Here is a 20,357-nt window from a genome sequence, read left to right on the forward strand (position 1 = left end):
TTATCGAAAGGATGGCGGCTGCAGCCATGGCGTAGGTCTTGGTATAAGCGAGTGGCGAGAAGAGCCTACCTTCCTGATTTTCCAAAACGAAGACAGGCAGAAAACTAACCGTGATGATCGCCAGAGAATAAAACAGGGCTGGTCCCACCTCAGAAGCGCACTCTTGCACAATCCGCCATCTGTTCTCTGCTGTGAGCTTTTCCTTTTCCAACCGCCTGTGCATCGCCTCGATCATCACAATCGATGCGTCGACCATCGCACCAATAGCGATGGCTATGCCGCCGAGCGACATGATGTTTGCGTTTACTCCTTGCGCCTTCATCAGAATAAATGCGGCAAAGATTCCCAGCGGGAGCGACAGAAGAATCACGAGGGATGACCGCAGATGAAGTAGAAAAGCCGCGCACACAAGAACAACGACGATGAATTCCTGCGTCAGTTTCTTCTGGAGGTTATCGATAGCGCGCTCGATCACACCAGATCGGTCGTAGGTCGTTATGATTTCGACCCCTTCCGGCAGGTTTGAGCGCAACTCTTCTATGCGCGCTTCCACCGCTTTGATCGTCGCCAACGCGTTCCCACCCCATCGCAGGATGACCACTCCGCCAACCGCGTCTCCTTGCCCGTCGAGCTCTCCGACACCACGGCGCATTTCAGGCCCCAGGCGGATTTCAGCGACGTCTCCAAGCGTCAGAGCGGCGCCGCGCTCGTTGACCATCAATGGCGCGCTTGCAAGGTCTGACAATTCATCGATGTAGCCCGATGACCTGACCATGAATTCGGCTTCACCCATCTCAATGACGCTGCCGCCCGTCTCGCGGTTGGCCGCCTGAATAGCCGTCCTCAATTGTGCAAGTGTTATGTCATAGGCACGTAGTTTGTTTGGGTCGACGACGACCTGGTACTGTTTGACCATTCCGCCGATGGTGGCGACTTCTGAGACGCCTTCCACGGCTTGTAATTCGTATTTCAGAAACCAATCCTGCAGAGTCCTGAGCTGAGCCAGATCATGATTTCCGGTTCTGTCAACCAGCGCATACTGATAAATCCACCCGACCCCAGTCGCATCTGGGCCAAGTTGTGGTGACACGCCTTCAGGCAAGCTGCCGGTAATCTGGCCCAAATATTCGAGCACACGCGACCGAGCCCAGTAGAGGTCCGTCCCGTCCTCAAAGACGACATATACAAAGCTGTCTCCAAAGAACGAGAACCCGCGAACGTCTTTTGCACCGGGTACGGCCAATAGGGCTGTCGCAAGTGGATATGTGATTTGGTTTTCGACAACTTGAGGCGCTTGCCCGGGATATGGCGTGCGAACAATTACCTGGACATCCGAAAGATCTGGGATTGCATCAACCGGCGTCTCACGAATGGCCCAAATACCCGCAACTCCTATCATGAATGCGAGGGCCAAGATGACGAACCTGTTGGCGAGCGAAGAACGAATGATGGCCGTGATCACTGCGTAACACTCCCATCAAGCGCGACCTCTAACAGCGTCATCGAAAAGTCGGGATTGCGGCGAAGGATCAAAGAAACATCAATCCCTACAGGCAAGTTAGAAACCTCAATCCCCTCCGCAACCGGGAAATCCATGGTCATGCCCGGCATGCCGATCTCAGTCATCGGACCGTGTGTTACGTTCGCAGTACGCGCGTTCGGGTCGATACTGTTAATCCGGCCAGAAACCTGAAGCGGCGGCGCAATAGGCGTTGCCGCGGCCAAGATCATTGTCATGCCATCTGCACGCGCGAAAGTCAGAGTCATTTCAGAACCGACTTCGAGCATGTTTGGGTCCAATGTTGGCTCTATTGGGAAATCCATTGTCATGCCCGGCATCCCAATCTCAGTCATCAGCCCGTGAGTGATGGTTGCAGTTCCTGCCTCAGCATTAACGAGGTTGATCGTGCCGGTGACTACAATCGGTGGAGCAGAAGGCGTGATGGTTTCTTCGGGTTCAACTGAATCCGTCGGCGGCGAGCCCTGTTCGCGAACTGCCACAATCGAGAACATCCCCCCTTCTCCCTCTGCCAGATCAAACTCAATTGGCATGTCGATTGGCACGGTAGTGAGATCTACTCCCACAACAGGCAAATCCATTGTCATGGCGGGCCAACCGAGCTCGGGGATCGGTCCGTGCTCAAGCGTCAATTTGCCGTCTGAAGTGACGGCGCGCGCGATTCCGGCTCCAGTTCCGGCAATACCATCGTCTGGTGCAAGCTCCATCAGGCTCAGAAGCCCATCCGCACCCCGCGCGATCACGAAAGCAACCGCGTCGCCAGCATTCAAACGGTCGAGCGAAACACCAGACCTCACCGGAAACTGCGAAGTCATTGCGGGCCAATCAAGGCTTTCGAGAACGTCGTGACGAACAGTAGCCATACGATTTTGGGCATCGAGTGAAACCAGGGTACCTGCCCCGCGTGCTGGTTCGGTGTCCGTTGGTGTCATACGCGTGAAGCCGGCGCTCAAAGCACTTTCACTGTCGATTAGAAACTGTGCGGATGCGACAACTTCCTCGCCGGGTTCAAGCCCTTGTAGAACTTCTGTTCGTCCCCCCTCGCCGAAACTGTCTCGAAGACCTGTAGTCACCAGTCTCGGGCGAAAGGTACCATCGCCTGTTTTCAAGATGACGCGTTCCGCCGAACCAGTACGAATTAGCGCCTCTGATGGAACAGTGAGAACATTCCGGCTTTCATCCGGTATAAGGCTAACACTGCCAAACATGCCCGGCCGCAGCACGCCGTCGGTGTTATCGAAACTCAGTCTGACGGGAAGAGTTCGGGTTTGCGGATCAAGCTCAGGGTAAACATAGTCGATTTCGCCTTCGAAGGTGCGACCGGGTAGGTGCTCGAACCTTGCTATTGCGCGCATGTCTTCCGACAAACGTGCAATATCTCGTTCGAAAACATCGACGATCAGCCATACTTCGGAAAGATCGGTGACCGAAAACGCAAGCGTGCCTGGCTGCAGGTACATTCCATCGGCGGCGTTCAGCGCTATGACAACACCGTTTTGAGGCGCCTCAATTTCCACATTTCGAACCAACTCACCGCCCGCCTCGATCTCTGCAACCTGACGTGCGGACATACCGTGGCTGATCAACTTGTTGCGCGCCGCGTCCAAAATACGCGGGTCACCAGCTTCGACTGCGCGTACAAGATCGCCGGTTGCAGCTGCGATCAGCGGTGAAAAGAGTTCGAATAGAACTTGCCCCTTCTCAACGCGATCACCGACCGCGCGAACTTTCAGTTGCTCAATCCAACCTTCAACGCGTGTATGAACGTGATTGGTCAGGTGCTCGTCAAAGCCGACGAAACCCACCGTCTCGATACGAGGCTCGATATCCGTCATGCGTGCAACCGCGGTTCGCACGCCAATTGCGTTGATTTCTGCAGCGCTCAGGGTGACTTCTTCAGGGTCGCCGGTAGGTTCCTGCCCAGAATAAACCGGGATCAAGTCCATACCCATCGGCGATTTTCCAGGTCCAGGCTGCCGAAAATTCGGATCCATCGGAGCTACCCAATAAAGGACCTCTGGTTCGTTCGACTGGCCCTGATCAATTGGATTCAGGTACAGTCTTTCAAGAATGACACCTCCACCCAGGCCAAACGCCAAGGCAAGTACTGATAGTGCCGCATATCTTCCACGCATAATAATCTCCTGACGGTCGCAGTGCACGCTCGAACCGAAACAACATGAAAACCCGCGCTTGCGGGCCTGTGGATGTTAGGAGATTTGTGGAGGGCGATCGGGCGTCAGGGGCTCCTGAGACAGGCGGGTGTCCGAATCCATGTTTCGGTTTTGCTGCCCAAAAGCTGTAGCCAACACAGCAACACTCACTTGGGTTGGATACTCACCAACGCAGCAGATGCCGGAATGACATTCTCCGCTGTGATTTACGTGGCTATCCGTGTGGATTTGGCCAGTCGTCGGATGCAAACCGCTATGGTCGTGTTTGAAGTCTGATGACTTTGCAGCCATTGAAACGCCGTGAGGCTCAGAGGTGCTACTGTTTTTGACGTCAGTGCTCGCGACCACAACAGTGCCGACGAATGTCATCGCCAAGCAGACGCATGTCAGAAACGTCATTCGCAACACTGAGAAAAACTTCCACTCCATCCCGTGCAGTTAGGACGAACGTAACGTGTGTTCAAGCCAGTCGGAGAAAAAAACAGGTGAGTTGGTGCGCTGCATCGAAATGAAGCTGATTCCCGCGAATACACGTAACAAACTGCCAAAATTGGAGGCAGTTCATACGATGAGCGCATCTAAGTTTGGCCGAGGTTCTTCAGGATCGGGCAGTCAGGGCGGTGGTCGCCAGCACATTCGTCGATCAGATGAGACAGTGTAGCATGCATGGCCTTCAGGTCCGCGATCTTGGCATCTATCTCTTTTAGGTTCTGTTTGGCGATATCCTTCACGTCCGCGCTTGCGCGTTCTTTGTCCTCGTACAACGCCAGTAGTGAACGGCAATCCTCAATGGTAAAGCCCAAGGAACGGGCCCGCCCGATGAAGGCCAGTTTGTGCAATTCCTTTTCATCGAAATGACGATACCCATTCAGGCTGCGCCTGGGTTTGATGAATCCGATATCCTCGTAATAGCGGATGGTTTTGGCAGGCAAACCCGAACGTTCTGCTACATCTCCGATATTCACAGCGGTTCTCCTATTCTATTCAGCAGGCGCTGAACGCAGCGTCTGCTCGGTGTTCTGCGAGATCTGTTCTCGCCCAACTTTGATCGGCTTAACCCAGCGCAACCGCAGCGCGTTGGTCAGTACAAATACACTGGACAGAGCCATGGCACCTGCAGCCAGAACCGGCGACAGCAACGGGCCGCCAAACGGATAGAGCACCCCCGCTGCAACCGGTATGAGCAGCGTGTTATAGCTGAATGCCCAGAACAGGTTTTGGCGGATGTTGCGCATGGTGCGCTGACTAATATCGAAGGCGTTGACCACGCCTGTCAGGTCGCCTGACATCAGAACGACGTCAGCCGCCTCGATGGCGATGTCAGTGCCTGTCCCGATCGCTATTCCTACGTCAGCCGCCGCCAGAGCGGGGGCATCATTGATGCCATCACCCACAAAGGCCAGTTTTCCGCCATTTGAGCGCAGATCTTGCAACGCGGATACTTTACCCTCGGGCAGAACCTCGGCCACGACATGATCGATGCCAAGCTGCGCCGCGATGGATTTGGCTGTAGCGGTATTGTCGCCGGTAATCATCGCTACTTTCAGCCCCAGTCCGTGCAAAGCTTCAATTGCGTCTGGCGTGGTGGTCTTGATTGGGTCCGCCACAGCGATTACGGCCGCGATAACCCCGTCTACGGCAGCATAAAGTGGAGTCTTTCCGTTGATTGCCAGTTCAGCGCCCCGATCAGACAGCGCGCCCATTTCAACCCCTTCGCGACTCATCAGGCGGTCGGCCCCGATCAAGATTGTATGGCCTTCGACTGAAGCGCTTACCCCGTAACCGGTGAGCGACGTGAAGTCTTCTGGCTTCGAAAGCTCCAGACCACGGGTTTCAGCCGCGCGCACGATGGCCGTGGCGATCGGATGTTCGGATGTGACCTCAACGGCAGCCACAAGGCGCAGAACCTCATCCTCGGCCAATCCTTCGGCCACAATAAGGTCGGTCAGCTCCGGGCGCCCTTCGGTCAAGGTCCCTGTCTTGTCTACCGCAACAACAGTGGTTTCCTGCAGCATTTGCAAGGCGTCGCCCTTTCGGAAAAGGACACCCATCTCGGCCGCGCGGCCGGTGCCGACCATGATTGAGGTGGGTGTGGCCAACCCCATGGCGCAGGGGCAAGCAATGATCAGTACCGCAACCCCGGCTACCAACGCCAGGCTGAGCGCGGGATCGGGTCCGAACAACATCCAAACCAGCACAGTCACAACGGCCACAGCGATCACTACCGGCACGAACCACAGCGTGATGCGATCGACCAGGCCTTGAATCGGAAGCTTGGCCCCTTGGGCTTGTTCGACCATTTGAATGATCTGGGCCAACATAGTGTCTGCGCCGATCTTTTCAGCCCGGTACGTCAATGCGCCCGCGCCATTGACTGTTCCGCCGACCACAGTTGCGCCCTCGGTCTTTTCGGCAGGAACCGGCTCGCCGGTGATCATGCTTTCATCGACATATGACGCGCCGGTCACTACGGCACCATCCACCGCGATTTTTTCGCCCGGTCGAACGTGCACAATATCCCCTACATCGATCTGCTCGATCGGTAGCTCGACAACCGATCCGTCGCGCTCAACTCGCGCTGTTTTTGCCTGCAGACCGACCAATTTTCGGATCGCTTCACCAGTTCGCCCCTTGGCGCGCGCCTCGAGGAACCGCCCCAGCAATATGAGAACCACGATCACCGCTGCGGCCTCGTAGTAGACGTTTGCGGTGCCGGCGGGAAGAACACCCGGCGCAAAGGTGGAAACAAGCGAGAACCCATAGGCCGCCGAAGTGCCCAGGGCCACCAGAGAGTTCATGTCCGGCGCGCCTTTGAACAAGGAAGGGAATCCCTTGGTGTAGAACTGCAAACCAGGGCCAAAAAGAACGATCGTGGTCAGAAGGAATTGCAGGTAATAGCTGTTCTGGATGCCGATCGTGCTCGCTATCAGGTGGTGCATGCCCGGAATTACATGCGAGCCCATTTCAAGGATAAAGACCGGCAAAGCGAGCAAGGCGGCAAAGCTTGTTCGCCGGGCCAATTGGCGAATCTCTTTGGCTTTGCGGTCTTGTGGTTCGGTCTGCGTCGCGGATCGCAGACTCGCCGGATAGCCAGCAGTTGCCGCAAGCGCCGCGATGGCTTCGGGTGTTGTGACTCCCTCAGCATAACGTACAGTTGCACTTTCGGTTGCCAGATTGACCGACGCGGACAAGACGCCATCATCTGCTTGCAATGCCCGTTCAACGCGCCCCACGCACGATGCGCAGGACATGTTCTGAATATCCAGCGTTACCTCTTCCGTCCGTGCCGGATATCCGGCGCTGTTTAACGCATCAGCAATGGCCGCTTTATCGGCTGGATCATGGAAATCGACCTGAACGCTTTCGCTGGCGAGATTAACCGAAGCGGCATCTACCCCTGGCACATCTTTCAACGCGCGCTCGACGCGCCCTACGCAAGAAGCACAGCTCATACCCTGAACTTGAAACCGTGCATGTGAAATTTCAGTCATATTGTCACCACAAATGTTCTGCTGACGGGCAACATAAGGGTTCCAGCAAGTGGAAGGTCAAGGGATGGGGTTGACTTTCTTTTCCACTAATTTTGGCGATCCAATTTTCACGACTTGACCTTCCTGTGCTGGAATACTTTAGCCGGGACAACGGAAAACAGGAGCAAACATCTATGACGACCCTAAATATCCCGGACATGAGCTGCGGGCACTGCAAGTCAGCTATCGAAAAAGCCGTTGCCACGGTGGATTCCTCCGCACAGTTGGACTTTGACATGGAAAACCGCAGGGTACGTGTCTTAAGCGCCAATCCACTTGATCATATCCTTGCTGCTCTGAAGTCCGAGGGATACGAAGCCACGGTCGCATGAGAAACTTAGGGGCGCACATTCTGTCGCCGCCTTGGTTTTATCTTGCGTCTCTGACTGCCTCGATTAGCCGGGTCATTTCATCTTCGGCGATCAGCCCCGGGGCAAGCGCATCTCCAATCACAAACGAGGGGGTGCCACTAAAGCCAAGCTGTCGGGCCAATTCCATGGACACCTGAATATGCGCGTCGACTTCCGGCGCCTCCATGTCTGCGCGCAATTGATCCTCGTCCAGGCCAAGTTCCCGAACAACTTTCAGGACACTGGCCTCAGTGGCACGACCGTTCAGAGCCATAAGTGCCCAATGAAATTCTTCATATTTTCCCTGATTACGTGAGGCAAGCGCGGCGCGTGCCGCGAAGTCGGAACCTTCTCCGAGTATGGGCCATTCTCGATAAACAACTCGTACATCGGAATCGCCTGCGATTACGTTTTTCACGACCGGGGCAGCGCGTTTGCAATATGGGCAGTTATAGTCAAAAAACTCGACCACGGTTACATCGCCTTCCGGGTTTCCGATGACAGGCGCATTCGGATCCTGTTCCAGCAATTCACGCTGATTTTCCAGGACGTTTCCAATGGCTTCGGCTTTTGCCTGATTCTCGCGCTGTTGAAGCAGTTGAATCGCCTGCATGATAATCTCAGGGTTTTCCAAAATGGCTTCCAGAGCCAGCCGTTTCACATCGGAGTCAGACAGCTCTTCGGCGCGTGCCATAGGAACGCCAATCGACATGGCGATGGCGATTAAGCCGGCAAGTATTCGTTTCACATCAGTTTCCTTCCGTTTGTTCTGCCTCGGTGCGCTGCATTTGCAGCTTGCGTTCCCGATCCGGCCAACTTCCCTTGATGAAGGCGAGGATGTCCCAGATTTCCTGATCCGACAGAGTGTCACCGAAACCCGGCATGCCGCTTTTGACGTCAGCGACACCCATCTGTTTTAGCGTTTGGTCCCCGCCAAGCTTTGTATAATCGAACAACAACTTGTCGCTGTGATGCCAAGTGTGCCCTGTTCGGTCATGCGGGGGTGCCAGTAGTACGCCATCTGCACCGGGTGTTTGCCAATCCGGCTGACCCTCCAAATCTGCCCCGTGGCATGACGCGCAGTTTTCGGCGTACAAAACTGCACCACGTGCCGAATCCGCCGATGAACTGTTCTGCGCACGCCCACCCAGGCCCCAGCCAGCGACCGCGACAATGATCACCACAGCAGCCAGTGACACCCATTTCGCCGCGCTCTTATTCATCACGCCACGCTCAGCCAGGTCTTCATACCAGCGGCCTGATGCGACAGCATGTGGCAATGAAACAGCCAGTCCCCCGGATTATCCGCAACGAACGCAATCTCCCGCGTTTCTATCCGGTCAACCAGGATTGTGTCCCGCAGCGGCCCCAGGCTGCCGTTCGGCAGAACTTCCTGGAAGTGCGTCCCGTGCAAGTGCATAGCGTGCGGAAAGACGGTGTCGTTCTGCATCTGAATCCGGACTATGTCGCCACGCGTAACGGCAGCAAGCGGGTTTTCAGGTAACCCGGCGACACCGTTGAATGTCCAGATCTGCCCTTCCTGAACCAATTCATTGGCGCTCATGACTTGGCCGTTAAAAGTGCCTTGACGCAGTCCGCCCATCGCCCCGCCTTCCATCACCAATGGAACTGTCAAAGCGTCAGAAACATCTTCGAGAAAAGAAGCAGGGTTGGGTGGCAGGGCTGCGATCACACCGCGGTTAGCAGATGTGCCGCTTCCCGAAACCGGGATCTCAGCGATGACAAACGATTCATCGCGTTCGTGAAGAGTTATTTGAACGGCTTCGTTCGATTCCGCTGTTACATCAACAATTAAGTCTGCTCGCTGTGCAGGCCCGAAAACAAGGGTTTCAAAATCCTCTGGCTGCGCTACCGGCATGCCATCATAAGCGACCAGTTTCCCGTTTGCGCCACCTACTGAGACATACATGATCCGATCAGTTGCCACGTTGACCATTCGAAGTCGCAAACGCTGGTTTGTCAGAACTTCTGTCATGGGCGATATGTTTGCGTGAACGTAGTTTCCCATTCGGCCTGCATGCGTCCAGTCATGCATCGCGCCGAAATCATCGACGATTTGGGCGTCCTGACCCAACCTCCAGTCATCCAGCAGGATCGTAAGGTCATGATCCGTGTCCGGCGGGTCCGTTTCGTCGACGATGAACGCGCCGTAAAGGCCCCTGGCCACTTGTTCCGTTGACTGGTTATGAGAGTGGTACCAGAAGGTTCCTGCATCCTTCAGAGGCAAGTCATACTGAAATTCGCCGCTTGTTGGTACAGCCTCCTGTGTAAGACCCGGCACCCCGTCCATATTGTTTGGAACCCGCAGTCCATGCCAATGGATTGCCGTAGGCTGAGGCAGTGAGTTCAGGAGCGTCCGGCGAACCGTTTCGCCCTGCCGGGCACGAATTTCGGGGCCCGGAACACCGCCATCATATCCCCATATCTCAGTTTCAGGATAGCTGTCGGGGGCAACACGTGCCAATCCTGAACGCGCCTCGATTATTCGGGGGGCGGTCGCCGCCCTCCCGATAGTCGGCATTGCGATTAGTGCCGACGTGCCTGCAACGAATTGCCTGCGATTAAGCTTCATGAAGACTTCCTTCCAAAGAATACTTGATCTCTCACTGGATTATCCCCCCTCGTGCACATCCAGCAGATAGGTCGCCATTGCCTTCCGGTCATCGTCTGTCAGAAAACTGGTGCCATAGTTTACAACCTCTCCCATGGCCCCGCCGAAGACATCGCCATCAGGCATGACGCCGGTGCGCAAGGCGTAAGCCAGATCATCAACCGTCCAACCACGCATTTGCAGGGTCTCAAAGTCGATAGCCGGTGCCTTGTCACCGCCCGGCAGAGAGTCACTTCCTTTGAAGTGTTCCGTGTCCGAATTTCTTGCGCCAGCCAGGTTCCTCCCGGTGTGGCAGGCCGCACAATGCGTGGCACCTTCGACCAGTAGCCGACCCCGGTTCCACACTTCGTCATTGCCCGGCACGGGATCAGTGCGGGGTGGTTCCAGAAAAGCCGCGCGCCACAGCTTCAGGCCCCATCTCTGATTGAAGGGGAACGCCATTTCCTGCTCTTTTGACGGTTCCGCTACCGGTGCAACCGTTTGCCAGGCGGCCCAGAGATCGGCGATATCCTGATCCGTGAAATTGGCATAGAACGGATAAGGAAAGGCCGGGTAGTAGGGTTGTCCGCCGGGTGACACGCCTTGACGCACAGCGCGAGCAAACTCCTCGATTGTCCAGTCACCGATCCCGTGGTCAGGATCTGTGGTCAGGTTCGGCGAAAAGAGCGTGCCGAACGGGGTATCCAACTCCACCCCACCGGCCAAGGGCGCGCCCCCTTTGGCAAAATCTGTGTGGCAAGCGATACAGCCACTTGCCCTTGCCAGATAAGCCCCGCGGTTAACGTCACCCTGAATGTCGAGAGCTTGTAAGGGCTGGCCAATTGGCCAAGCCATCACGGCAACAAGTCCCGCTGACGCCGTTACGGCGGCAGCAAGGCCCAATCGGAATATCGGTCTCATGACGCATTCCTATTCCGACCGAAATTGCGTGTGACATGCCGAGCATGTCTGGCTCAGCATCATGAACACACCATCTGCCGGCATTTCAGAAAGTTGTGCCTGGTTTGAACTGCCGCCCATCATTCCGGCACCCATCATGGATGCGCCGCCCATCATGCCCGAACCATGGCCCGACCCGGACATCATCAACCCGTTGTCCGCCGCAAGCGCAAGGCCTTCAGAGTAGGTTTCCAACTGTCTGGCTAACTCTGCAAATGAACCCCAATCCTGCCAGATCTCCGATTTGGCCTCCGAGGGTTTGCCATCAGATCCCTCTGGAAACAGCTTTGTCATGCTCTCGCCAGCGTGACGCCCGATTTTCTTGGCCTCGCTTCGTACCGTTTGCGCATTGTAGGGCGTTTTCCCCTGCATCATCGGCGTAAGGATCTTCATGCTGTCCTTCATCGCGGACATACCATCCATGCGTTCTTTGACGATGCCGGTTGCGCCACCATGCGCCAGGGCGGCGGCTGCGAACAGAGAAACCAGGGCAACGCCTGTGGTCATTTTTAGAATGTTCATTGTTTTGTCCTTGTCGTCTGCTTCGACGCGCCCAGGTTGAGCGCAATTCGACTGGTCAGATCAGGACACGCGGCGGCGGTGGGTCAAACGCCGCGATACCGAGAACCCGGTATTGGGCTCGAGGGATCGAGTATCTTTGTTCAGTATCTTGGGGGCCAGGCGGTGGTGGACCCATCGAAAATAGACCAACAGCGTTGCAAATCGTTCCGCCATGACAATGTCCGGGATGACCCTGCTTGACATGCTCAACGTCCGCAGAGTCCGATTGGTCAATCACGTGCTGTGAACCACTGCCATGTGCATGAGCAGAATCGGCCGTCACAAGCAGCCCGCCAATGGCCAGCACCATTGACAGTATGATGTAACGAATTGCACTGCCCATTCGGCTCGTCACCTTCAGAAAATCCCGTTTTCCTGCTGCAACTCTCTTATGTACGCCACGATGCCTTTCACATCCGCACGGGTCAAGCCATCGACCGGCGGCATATTGCCGAACTTCCAATGGTGTGCCCGAACTCCATTCTGGACTGCCACATAAAATGACTCGTCCGAATGGTGGCTTGGTTCATAGATTTTATGCACCAAAGGTGGTGCAAGGCCTTCCAGACCCGTTGCATTCGCGCCATGGCACGCCGAGCATTTGGCGTCGAATGCCACTTTGCCGACGGCCGCAAATTCGCTTAGCTGGTCCGGCAGATTGACGTTTTCAATTGGGTCTCCTGGCTCCAGTGCTGACGTATCGGGCGGCGTCATCGAGTGACCTGTTGGTTGCTGATTTAAGTTGTAGACGAACGCGGCGGCGCCTGCGACCACTACTCCGCCTATCAAGAGTGTAAGTTTATCCATCTCTGTTCTTCACATGATTGTCAGTTCTTAGGTTCAACGCGCGCAAAAAAAGTCGGCCTGACCAAGGTCAGATCAGTTTTACCTGAGTGCCCACAGTGGCCAGTTCGAACAATTCCGCAATCTGCTCGTTGTATAAACCAATGCAGCCGTTGGAGGATCTTCTCCCGATCTTGCGCGTGTCGTTGGTGCCGTGGATGCGGTAGTATTGCCAGCTCAAATAGAGCGCATGTGTCCCCAGAGGGTTCTCAGGACCCGGGCCTACATAGTCAGGCCATGCTGGATTGCGCTGTTTCATTGCCGGCGTTGGTCGCCAAGATGGCCCTTCGACCTTGCGAATAACTGTGGTGTAGCCCAGCCTTGTAAGGTCTTCCGTGAGCGGTACGCTGGTTGGATACATCCGATAGACGCTTTCGTCTTCTGACCAATATTGCAGGACCTTGGACTGTGTATCGGACAGGATTACCCCGTTTTTCAAGGTATCAAAGTGGTCCTGCCATTTAGCAACGCGGAATGAGGAAACATTGCGGCGCGTCCCCTCAGTTGCCGTTGATTGGGCCCAAACGGCCGGTGCTGGAAAAAGCGTCGTCGCAGCAAACGCGGCAATCACTCCACGTCGCGTAACAACCTTTCCTTCTTTGCTCCGTTTCATGCCTGCCATCCCAAAGTTTATTCTTTTTTTCCGACTCAAATAACTCGTATGCCCGGTTCCTGCGCTGGAAGGTCAACACGCAAATGACATTTCATATGGGATGCCTCGTCTGAATTGTTGTTGCCGTCGGCGCAGGAATATTTCCTTAGAAGGCGGACCCAAATCATCAAGTCATTGTGGAAAAGCAATTTTTCTTGGACGTAATTCCAGGCTGCTTTAAGCAAAACCTGACTTTCTTGAATCAACCGAGCACAAAAAAGCAACGCTAACAATTGCTTAGTTCTTGGTGAATTGATGTGATCACCCGTCGATGCGAGGGTATCAGGTACTACAAATGACAAACACAGTGGACTAAACACCATGTGCTTCAAGAAAGCTTTCCAAGCACTGGCCGCACTTATGCTCGTCGGCGCCTGCACCGAAACAACGTCGATATCTGCAGAAAGCGAGCCCGGAACGCTTTCCCGAGTTCCTGACGCCGTTGCCCAGATCGCTGCTCCGGGCCAGGACCTGAACGCCGTTAAAATCATGCCTGAGGACGGTTGCTATTGGTATCGCTACGTGGGGCCGGTTGAAACAACCTACCTGCCACTCAGGACTATTGAAGGGCGCCCAATCTGTACGCGCGCCTGACAAGCGCCTATCAGCTGGTCGCGGTCAGAAGGCGCTCGGGAGGGTAGAGATGAGCCGTGGACCCTGGCCTGACACGATCATAAAGCCCGATGATATGTGGCATCGCCATCCTTACGCAGCCAGAACTTGCGCGACCTCCGATAGATCTTGGATAAGGCGTTCCGTGAATTCGCAGGTATGTGTCGCGACCACCTTCGAACAGATAAAACGCCCTTGATCCCAATGGGTTTGTCGGCCCACCGGGCACACCATCTGCGAATTGCGCATATTCATCAGGGTCGCGTTCAATCATTTCGGCTGTAGGAGTCCAACGCGGCCATTTGGCCTTTCGCTTGATTGTGTAGACACCGGGCTCGTAAAGATTGCCTCGGGCAATGGCTACGCCGTAACGCATTGCTGTGCCACCGTCTTCGATGAAATACAGATATCGTGCCACCGCGTCGACATGAATGTCACCCGGAATAAGTGGTCGATTGGTTTGCACACGCTGAGGCAGGAAACGTGGGTGTAACCCCCAGGGATTGGATGTTGCGGGATCAAAATTGGCTGGCGTTACTTGCGCATCCCACTCCGACCATTGCGAGGCCGCCGCCGACGTCACTCCAAAAACCGGCTGAGAGAAAATGGCGAGCGAACTTGCAACAAAATGTCGTCTGGTCAGCATTTATAGCGCTCCTGTTGCCTGGTTGGTGTCTGGAGTTAGTACCCAGGGGATTAGACAATCCGCGACGGGGGAAGATTTGTCCATTCAATTATTCGTTCGATACCGCTTCGACCCACCCGCGAGTTTTCAAGGCATAAAGTAACCTAGGCAGCTTCGTGTTTAACCTGAAACTTCACCAAGCGTCGGGACGACAATGCCTGCTGTTCATACCCCTAAAATCTTCCCTGTTCCGGCCGTGTCTATGCACCAAGTAAGGCCCAAGCAAATGCTGGACTGGTTTGACAGCGTCAAATTCGCTTCGCGCCAAAACAGCTTGACCTTCCATCGTGGGAAGGCGTTAGCAGAGGTCTCCAATCCGAATTTTGGAGTTGAATGTGAAAGAAAATCAGATTGCAGACGCGCCGCAGGCGTCAACACCGGTTAGCGGCGGCAAGATCCTGAAATGGGGCATGATGGTATGTTGCATTGCCATGATAACGCCGATCGTTCTCTACTTCATCGCCGGCGGGACGGTTGGCGGGCTTTCTGAATCCTTGGGTCTTTTCGCACCGTTGATCCTGTGCCTCGGAGCCCATTTCTTTATGCACAAGGCGATGGGAAAATCCTGTCATTCGAACAAATCTGAATCGGAAAGACCAAAGGCAACAGACGCCGCGGTCGGACCGAACCCAGTACACCGGCAATAATCTTCAATCATGAAGCTTTGGTGCTCAAGGTTGGCCGCCATGTCGCTGGCCGCTCTTTCGCTGGCGGCTTGCGCACCACGCCCTAAACTATGCCCGCTGCAACCGCCGCAGCCTGAATACGCCCTGCCCCAAGGTTGCCGGGTTCAATGGGAGGGCGCGGATGGCGGGGCCTATTTCATCTGCGAAGACGGGCGCGAAGGTTTCGTGAGCTGATCGTGGGGATGTGACATTCCGGCTCGTTGACCCTCCAGCGCTGGAATCTGGCAGAGACGGGTGCAAAACAACCGATGGCAACGCGCAATGGCAAGAACACTCCTAAATTTATGTATTATGATCTTGGGGTTAATCTTTGGCCAGACTTCCGCCGGGACAAGCCTTGCAGCTACATCCCAAGCGTATGAATCAGAGCCCCTGATCGCACACATAATTACCGCGCAGGACGGGATCGCGCCTGACGTCAAGACGATCACTGCAGGACTGCATCTGAAACTGGGCGAAGATTGGAAAACCTACTGGAAATCGCCTGGTGAGGTGGGAATTCCGCCCAAGATCACTTGGAACGGCTCGCAAAACGTCAGCGACGTACAGTTTCACTGGCCCGCGCCGATCCGTTTTCGCGCCTTCGGGATCGAGAATTTCGGGTACAAGGACGAAGTGGTCTTTCCGCTGACCGTCACACTCGAGAACCCCGGAGCGCCAGTTGACTTGAAGGCCGCTGTGACAACGCTGATCTGTTCCGATATCTGTGTGCCGGTCGAGTTTTCGCTGGACTTGTCGCTGACTCAGGGAACGGGTCGGGATCAGGACTCGGCCCGGCTTATAAATGCCTTTCTGTCGCGGGTGCCAACCACGGGAAACACAAGCGGAATGAAGTCCGACGCTGCGACTCTGGATACCGAGTCCGAGATGCTGACGCTGAATTTCACCAGCGACCTGCCCTTTGATGCGCCTGATGTCTTTCCCGACATGGGACGTGATACCGCGTTTGGTGCACCCGACATCCGGCTCGCTGGCGACAGGCGTCAGCTATGGGTGCAATTCCCGGTCCTCGCTCTGGCACAGGCCCCCCCCTCCTTGTCCGTCACGGTTACCGACACCAACCGCGTGGCCGAGTTTTCGCCCCGTACCGACGCTCCCCCTACCCCGCCACCATATGAGATCGCGGCCGCCGAAACTTCAGCCAGCGCGCTGGTCTGGATCATTTTGCTGGCGGTGGGCGGCGGGTTGATTCTGAATGTCATGCCCTGCGTACTGCCAGTGCTTTCGATCAAGCTTTCCTCGGCGGTAAAGGCTCGCGACCGCTCTGCGGCTCAGATTCGCGCCGGGTTCCTGGCTTCGGCAGCCGGAATCCTGACATTCATGTGGCTGTTGGCGGCTATCACCATTGCGGCGCGGTCGCTGGGCTATTCCGTCGGCTGGGGCATCCAGTTCCAGAATCCGCTTTTCCTTGCGGTGATGATCGTGGTGCTGGCGGTTTTTGCAGCCAGCCTCGCGGGCCTGTTCGAGATCACGCTGCCGCAGTCGCTGAACACCCGGCTGGCCCATGTCGAAAAGGGCCGCGTGTCGCTGGTCGGGGATTTCCTGACCGGAACTTTTTCAGCAGTTCTGGCGACGCCCTGCTCGGCCCCCTTCCTCGGCACGGCGGTGGCCTTTGCCTTGACCGGCCGACCGGTGGATATCGTGGCGATCTTCACCGCAATGGGGGTTGGGCTGGCCATTCCTTACTTGCTGGTTGCAGTACACCCGAAACTCACCGCCGCTCTGCCTAAACCGGGGCGTTGGATGGTGGGATTAAAATGGGCCCTGTCGGCGGCACTGCTGACCACGATCGGCTGGTTGGTCTGGGTGATGGTCGGGGTGGCCGGAGACACTGCTGCAACTGCTACCGTGCTGGCTGCAACTGTGCTGGTCCTGTTGATCTGGAAAAGTACGATGATGCCACCCGTTCTGCGCTGGACAGCCCTGTTGCTGACGCTGACCGCAGCGTTTGCTGCACCGGTTGTGATTGCCGGCAAAGACCGGTCCAAGCTGCTTGAGCCAGCCGGAGAGATCCCATGGATTACCTTCAGCCGCTCCGAAATCGCCCGCCTTGTTTCGCGCGGCGAGGTGGTTTTCGTCGATGTCACAGCCGATTGGTGTTTGACCTGCAAGGCCAACAAAGCGCTGGTTCTGGAACGCGGCGAGGTTCTGGCAACACTGCAATCGGACAAAGCAATTCCGATGCAGGCCGACTGGACCCGCCCCGACGATGTGATCGCCCGGTTCCTTGAGGACAATGGCCGGTTCGGGATCCCCTTCAACATCGTCTACGGCCCGTCGGCCCCCGAAGGCATCGCCCTGCCAGAGATCTTGACCACGAACGCCATTCTCGGCGCGATGGAACAGGCCGCGCCGATTGCGGGCGGAGCTGTGGAAAGCGGATCCTGACCCCGGAGTTCACATATCCCGGATGCGATTGCTCTGCTGCGCCAAACGCATGGTCTCGTGCTCTTCCATATCCAGTAGTGCTTGAAGGAGTTCGCGTGCCTCGGGTATCTCGGCACGCCCTTGCAAATACCGATATAAATCGATCACCTGATTGTGAAGATCGAAGACCGCTTCGCAGATCTCATCGACGCTCATCTGTGCGAACGGTCTGTCGCAGGTGCGATGTGGGTCGATCGGCTCATGGCCCAAATAGTCATATACCCACGTGTTGAGCGCTTTGGGATCGGCTCGTTTCACGAAGCCATCGATGATTTTCTCCAAAGCAGCCTCATGGTCGGCGAGGTAGGTAAGCAACATCCTGACCAGTTCCTGCTCGGACTGTGTCGAACAGTGGGCCAAACATTCAGCGAGCCAATGATGCATTTCCCGCGTCCAGACAATTAGATCAGAAAACGTTTCAACTTTCATGGTCTCAACCTCCTAAAGATCGGCATGCGAAAGCCTAAACCGGCATTTTCCAGATGCTCACTGGGCATCGAAGCGCAAAGTCGGCGCCGGCCCGACCCACGCCAGGCTGCGGGATTCAACCCCCCAGTTCCAGCAATGCCCGGTCGATTGCCACCTTGCGCGGATCCTCCTGCGGCAGGTCATCCGCCAGATCCCTTGCCCTGCCATAGGCGTTCCGGGCGCCGTCGGTCTCGCCCAGCACCGAATAGGCGTTGCCCAGCCGCATCCAGCCGTCCAGATCGCCTGGGTTTTCCTGCATCCGGCTCGCCAGCCGTTCGACCATCGAGCGGATGAAGGCCTGCCGATCTTCGTCGGACATCTCCTCGGCCGTCGCCACTTGATCGGCAGTTGGGCCGGGCATGGAAGGGGCAAAAGCCGCCAGATCCACCGGCGCCCGTCCGATCGACGGGGCGATGCGGTTAAGCTGGGCCACAAAACTCTCCATCCATGGCCGGAACTCCTCTTCGGCGTCGATCCGTGTCTTCAGTAGATCATAGGCCTCATCAGGCGATCCAGCCTGCTCCAGACCAACGGCTTTGTAGAATGTCGCTGCTGGGTTCGATGGGTCCAGTTCCAAGGCTCGTTCAAACGCCCGATCGGCCTTGGGCGTAACGACACCGTCATCGGCATAGACCAACGCCTCGCCATATTGCGACACCAGCGCTGAATTCGCATTGGGTCGGTCCAGCAACCCCTCGAACGCGTCTGCGGCATCTCCAAAGCGTCCCATACGCATATAGGTCTGAGCCAACAACACCCATCCCTCGGTTGGTCCGCCGGTTTCATCCGCCTCGAGCCGCGACTTCAGGCGCACGGCAAGGTCGGCGATTTCACGGGCTTCCGCCTGCTCCCCCTCGCGTTGGGCAAATGGCTGGCTGGGGATGTCGGGATTACCCAGTTGCCAATAAAGACCGGCTCCGAGTGCTGGAACTGCCAGCGCGGCAAGTAGAATCAGTGCACGCCCGGAATGGCCCATCATCGCTTTGTCGTCCGATTGCCGGTCAATCGCCTTCAGGCGACGTTCTATCTCGGCTCTGGCGGCCTTGGCTTCTTCGGCCGAGATAATTCCTCGTTCAAGGTCCTTCTCAACTTCGCCGATCTGGTCGGAAAAGATGGCAGAGGCGCTTTCGCGTCTCGACAAGTCCGAGGTCTTGCGCCCCATACCGGAGAGGGCGAGCGTCAGAAACACCGCCGCGGCCATGAATGAAAAGATAATCCAGATCATGCGCGCGGCTCCGTGAGTGAATGGTTTTCGGGATTCCGTTCTTCGCTCGCGCCGCGTTCCGTCTCTTGTTTTCGCGACTTCCGATATCGGCGCGCATTTTGGGTCAATACCGCTGCAGTCGCGATACCACCCAGCCCCAGGATGACGATAGGCGCAACCCACAGAATGTAAGTTGATGGCTTCCATGGCGGGTTGAACAGAACATAGTCGCCATAACGCGCAACCAGAAAATCCATAACCTGCTGGTCCGAGTCACCTGCCACCAGCCGTTCGCGCACAAGCAGACGAAGGTCGCGCGCCACCCCGGCGTTGGAACTGTCGATGTCTTGGTTCTGGCACACCACGCAGCGCACCTGTTTTGAAATCGCCCGGGCCCGCTCTTCCAAAACCGGATCTACAAGTATCTCGTCGGGCTCAACCGCGAATGCCGGCTGCGACACCAGCGTCGCCAGAGTGACTGCGGTAATTACAATTCGACGTATCATGACGCCTCTCCTCCGACCGCCCGCGCCTGATCCAGCGCGGTGCGCATCTTTGAAATTGCCTCGTCGCCCAGCACCGGGCCGACAAAACGGAATACGACCTTGCCCGCGCCATCAATCACAAAGGTCTCCGGTACGCCGGAAATCCCCCATTCGATCCCGGCTCGGCCGTCCAGGTCGGAACCGATGCGCTCATAAGGGTTGCCCAGATCGTCGAGCCATTTCCGCGCGCCCTGCGGCTTGTCTTTGTAGTTAATGCCCATCAGGCGAATGCCCTCATCGCGCACCATACGCGTCAGCACCGCATGTTCGGCCCGGCAGGGCACGCACCAGGACGCAAACACGTTGACCACGATCGGAACTGACCCGTCATTTTCCACCAGATCGGTACTGGACAGCCCGTGGGTATCCAGCCCATCGACCGGCGGCAAGTCGAACTCAGGCACCGGCTGCGAGATCAAAACAGACGGGATTTCGTTTGGATCGCGATCGGGATTCAGTCCCCATAGCAGGAAGGCACCCAGGATGCCGGCAATCGTAATTGGGAACAGTGCAAATAGACGTTTCATTGC

Annotated in this window: 22 protein-coding genes; 4 read left to right on the forward strand and 18 right to left on the reverse strand. The window is 56.3% G+C overall.

Annotated features, from left to right (window positions below):
- The 4 genes from ACR0A2_RS18475 to ACR0A2_RS18490 all read right to left on the reverse strand — a co-directional run.
- Positions 1 to 1,462: efflux RND transporter permease subunit (locus tag ACR0A2_RS18475; protein ID WP_480836641.1), on the reverse strand; the 1,462-nt coding region annotated here is incomplete at its 3' end.
- Complete coding sequence (locus ACR0A2_RS18480) at positions 1,459 to 3,654, reverse strand: efflux RND transporter periplasmic adaptor subunit (protein WP_152460771.1); 2,196 nt, start codon at positions 3,652 to 3,654, stop codon at positions 1,459 to 1,461. The genes ACR0A2_RS18475 and ACR0A2_RS18480, both read right to left, overlap by 4 nt.
- 617 nt (positions 3,655 to 4,271) lie before the next feature.
- Positions 4,272 to 4,658 carry a Cu(I)-responsive transcriptional regulator gene (gene cueR / locus ACR0A2_RS18485; protein WP_152460772.1) on the reverse strand — a complete coding sequence of 129 codons (387 nt, stop codon included), beginning with the start codon at positions 4,656 to 4,658 and terminating at the stop codon, positions 4,272 to 4,274.
- A 15-nt stretch (positions 4,659 to 4,673) separates the two neighbouring features.
- On the reverse strand, positions 4,674 to 7,184 hold the full coding sequence (locus tag ACR0A2_RS18490) for a heavy metal translocating P-type ATPase (protein ID WP_152460773.1): 2,511 nt from the start codon (positions 7,182 to 7,184) through the stop codon (positions 4,674 to 4,676).
- 173 nt (positions 7,185 to 7,357) lie between these two features.
- On the opposite strand from ACR0A2_RS18490, the gene ACR0A2_RS18495 reads away from it, so the two are divergent.
- On the forward strand, positions 7,358 to 7,555 hold the full coding sequence (locus ACR0A2_RS18495) for a heavy-metal-associated domain-containing protein (protein WP_152460774.1): 198 nt from the start codon (positions 7,358 to 7,360) through the stop codon (positions 7,553 to 7,555).
- A 37-nt stretch (positions 7,556 to 7,592) separates the two neighbouring features.
- On the opposite strand, the gene ACR0A2_RS18500 is transcribed toward ACR0A2_RS18495, so the two are convergent.
- The 10 genes from ACR0A2_RS18500 to ACR0A2_RS18545 all read right to left on the reverse strand — a co-directional run bounded on the left by ACR0A2_RS18500 (position 7,593) and on the right by ACR0A2_RS18545 (position 14,458).
- The gene (locus ACR0A2_RS18500) at positions 7,593 to 8,321 is read right to left on the reverse strand and encodes a DsbA family protein (RefSeq protein WP_437181726.1); all 729 of its coding nucleotides are present in this window, start codon (positions 8,319 to 8,321) and stop codon (positions 7,593 to 7,595) included.
- A gap of 1 nt (position 8,322) precedes the next feature.
- Positions 8,323 to 8,796, reverse strand: coding sequence for a c-type cytochrome (locus tag ACR0A2_RS18505; RefSeq protein WP_152460775.1), 474 nt, complete (start codon positions 8,794 to 8,796; stop codon positions 8,323 to 8,325).
- Positions 8,796 to 10,166 (reverse strand): multicopper oxidase family protein, encoded by a 1,371-nt coding sequence (locus ACR0A2_RS18510; RefSeq protein WP_152460776.1) that lies wholly within the window; start codon positions 10,164 to 10,166, stop codon positions 8,796 to 8,798. Before ACR0A2_RS18510 ends, ACR0A2_RS18505 begins: the two co-directional genes overlap by 1 nt.
- 39 nt (positions 10,167 to 10,205) lie before the next feature.
- A complete protein-coding gene (locus ACR0A2_RS18515; RefSeq protein WP_152460777.1) occupies positions 10,206 to 11,105 on the reverse strand; it encodes a c-type cytochrome in 900 nt (299 codons plus the stop codon).
- A 9-nt stretch (positions 11,106 to 11,114) separates the two neighbouring features.
- Positions 11,115 to 11,666 (reverse strand): c-type cytochrome, encoded by a 552-nt coding sequence (locus tag ACR0A2_RS18520; RefSeq protein WP_152460778.1) that lies wholly within the window; start codon positions 11,664 to 11,666, stop codon positions 11,115 to 11,117.
- Between the two features lie 60 nt (positions 11,667 to 11,726).
- Positions 11,727 to 11,909 carry a hypothetical protein gene (locus ACR0A2_RS18525; protein ID WP_152460779.1) on the reverse strand — a complete coding sequence of 61 codons (183 nt, stop codon included), beginning with the start codon at positions 11,907 to 11,909 and terminating at the stop codon, positions 11,727 to 11,729.
- A 153-nt stretch (positions 11,910 to 12,062) separates the two neighbouring features.
- Complete coding sequence (locus tag ACR0A2_RS18530) at positions 12,063 to 12,512, reverse strand: c-type cytochrome (protein ID WP_152460780.1); 450 nt, start codon at positions 12,510 to 12,512, stop codon at positions 12,063 to 12,065.
- 67 nt (positions 12,513 to 12,579) lie between these two features.
- Complete coding sequence (locus ACR0A2_RS18535; RefSeq protein WP_152460781.1) at positions 12,580 to 13,170, reverse strand: L,D-transpeptidase; 591 nt, start codon at positions 13,168 to 13,170, stop codon at positions 12,580 to 12,582.
- A 26-nt stretch (positions 13,171 to 13,196) separates the two neighbouring features.
- Positions 13,197 to 13,580, reverse strand: coding sequence for a hypothetical protein (locus ACR0A2_RS18540; protein WP_480836646.1), 384 nt, complete (start codon positions 13,578 to 13,580; stop codon positions 13,197 to 13,199).
- A gap of 224 nt (positions 13,581 to 13,804) precedes the next feature.
- Positions 13,805 to 14,458: a L,D-transpeptidase gene (locus ACR0A2_RS18545; RefSeq protein WP_152460783.1), complete on the reverse strand. Its 654-nt coding sequence runs from the start codon at positions 14,456 to 14,458 to the stop codon at positions 13,805 to 13,807.
- A gap of 362 nt (positions 14,459 to 14,820) precedes the next feature.
- On the opposite strand from ACR0A2_RS18545, the gene ACR0A2_RS18550 reads away from it, so the two are divergent.
- From ACR0A2_RS18550 to ACR0A2_RS18560, 3 genes are all read left to right on the forward strand, one after another.
- Positions 14,821 to 15,144, forward strand: a complete 324-nt coding sequence (locus tag ACR0A2_RS18550) for a DUF2933 domain-containing protein (RefSeq protein WP_172978565.1) — start codon at positions 14,821 to 14,823, stop codon at positions 15,142 to 15,144.
- 9 nt (positions 15,145 to 15,153) lie between these two features.
- Positions 15,154 to 15,357 (forward strand): hypothetical protein, encoded by a 204-nt coding sequence (locus tag ACR0A2_RS18555; RefSeq protein WP_170602093.1) that lies wholly within the window; start codon positions 15,154 to 15,156, stop codon positions 15,355 to 15,357.
- A gap of 117 nt (positions 15,358 to 15,474) precedes the next feature.
- Positions 15,475 to 17,571: a protein-disulfide reductase DsbD family protein gene (locus ACR0A2_RS18560; protein WP_152460785.1), complete on the forward strand. Its 2,097-nt coding sequence runs from the start codon at positions 15,475 to 15,477 to the stop codon at positions 17,569 to 17,571.
- Positions 17,572 to 17,580: 9 nt separating this feature from the next.
- Here the strand turns inward: ACR0A2_RS18560 and ACR0A2_RS18565 are convergent, their stop codons facing one another.
- The 4 genes from ACR0A2_RS18565 to ACR0A2_RS18580 form a co-directional block, all read right to left on the reverse strand.
- Entirely contained in the window at positions 17,581 to 18,039 is a 459-nt protein-coding gene (locus ACR0A2_RS18565) for an ATPase (protein ID WP_152460786.1), read from the reverse strand.
- A 115-nt stretch (positions 18,040 to 18,154) separates the two neighbouring features.
- Complete coding sequence (ccmI, locus tag ACR0A2_RS18570) at positions 18,155 to 19,303, reverse strand: c-type cytochrome biogenesis protein CcmI (RefSeq protein ID WP_152460787.1); 1,149 nt, start codon at positions 19,301 to 19,303, stop codon at positions 18,155 to 18,157.
- Complete coding sequence (locus ACR0A2_RS18575; RefSeq protein WP_170602091.1) at positions 19,300 to 19,788, reverse strand: cytochrome c-type biogenesis protein; 489 nt, start codon at positions 19,786 to 19,788, stop codon at positions 19,300 to 19,302. Before ACR0A2_RS18575 ends, ccmI begins: the two co-directional genes overlap by 4 nt.
- Positions 19,785 to 20,354, reverse strand: a complete 570-nt coding sequence (locus ACR0A2_RS18580) for a DsbE family thiol:disulfide interchange protein (RefSeq protein ID WP_152460789.1) — start codon at positions 20,352 to 20,354, stop codon at positions 19,785 to 19,787. Before ACR0A2_RS18580 ends, ACR0A2_RS18575 begins: the two co-directional genes overlap by 4 nt.
- Positions 20,355 to 20,357 lie beyond the last annotated feature (3 nt).

The sequence above is a fragment of the Ruegeria sp. H8 genome (assembly GCF_056532905.1).

Excerpts from the sequence above, each read along its gene's own strand:
- ACR0A2_RS18480 (WP_152460771.1), bottom strand. The coding sequence starts at position 3,654 with ATGCGTGGAAGATATGCGGCACTATCAGTACTTGCCTTGGCGTTTGGC.
- ACR0A2_RS18490 (WP_152460773.1), bottom strand. The coding sequence starts at position 7,184 with ATGACTGAAATTTCACATGCACGGTTTCAAGTTCAGGGTATGAGCTGT.
- ACR0A2_RS18495 (WP_152460774.1), top strand. The coding sequence starts at position 7,358 with ATGACGACCCTAAATATCCCGGACATGAGCTGCGGGCACTGCAAGTCA.
- ACR0A2_RS18505 (WP_152460775.1), bottom strand. The coding sequence starts at position 8,796 with ATGAATAAGAGCGCGGCGAAATGGGTGTCACTGGCTGCTGTGGTGATC.
- ACR0A2_RS18510 (WP_152460776.1), bottom strand. The coding sequence starts at position 10,166 with ATGAAGCTTAATCGCAGGCAATTCGTTGCAGGCACGTCGGCACTAATC.
- ACR0A2_RS18515 (WP_152460777.1), bottom strand. The coding sequence starts at position 11,105 with ATGAGACCGATATTCCGATTGGGCCTTGCTGCCGCCGTAACGGCGTCA.
- ACR0A2_RS18520 (WP_152460778.1), bottom strand. The coding sequence starts at position 11,666 with ATGAACATTCTAAAAATGACCACAGGCGTTGCCCTGGTTTCTCTGTTC.
- ACR0A2_RS18525 (WP_152460779.1), bottom strand. The coding sequence starts at position 11,909 with ATGTCAAGCAGGGTCATCCCGGACATTGTCATGGCGGAACGATTTGCA.
- ACR0A2_RS18530 (WP_152460780.1), bottom strand. The coding sequence starts at position 12,512 with ATGGATAAACTTACACTCTTGATAGGCGGAGTAGTGGTCGCAGGCGCC.
- ACR0A2_RS18535 (WP_152460781.1), bottom strand. The coding sequence starts at position 13,170 with ATGGCAGGCATGAAACGGAGCAAAGAAGGAAAGGTTGTTACGCGACGT.
- ACR0A2_RS18545 (WP_152460783.1), bottom strand. The coding sequence starts at position 14,458 with ATGCTGACCAGACGACATTTTGTTGCAAGTTCGCTCGCCATTTTCTCT.
- ACR0A2_RS18555 (WP_170602093.1), top strand. The coding sequence starts at position 15,154 with ATGAAGCTTTGGTGCTCAAGGTTGGCCGCCATGTCGCTGGCCGCTCTT.
- ACR0A2_RS18560 (WP_152460785.1), top strand. The coding sequence starts at position 15,475 with ATGATCTTGGGGTTAATCTTTGGCCAGACTTCCGCCGGGACAAGCCTT.
- ACR0A2_RS18565 (WP_152460786.1), bottom strand. The coding sequence starts at position 18,039 with ATGAAAGTTGAAACGTTTTCTGATCTAATTGTCTGGACGCGGGAAATG.
- ccmI (WP_152460787.1), bottom strand. The coding sequence starts at position 19,303 with ATGATCTGGATTATCTTTTCATTCATGGCCGCGGCGGTGTTTCTGACG.
- ACR0A2_RS18575 (WP_170602091.1), bottom strand. The coding sequence starts at position 19,788 with ATGATACGTCGAATTGTAATTACCGCAGTCACTCTGGCGACGCTGGTG.
- ACR0A2_RS18580 (WP_152460789.1), bottom strand. The coding sequence starts at position 20,354 with ATGAAACGTCTATTTGCACTGTTCCCAATTACGATTGCCGGCATCCTG.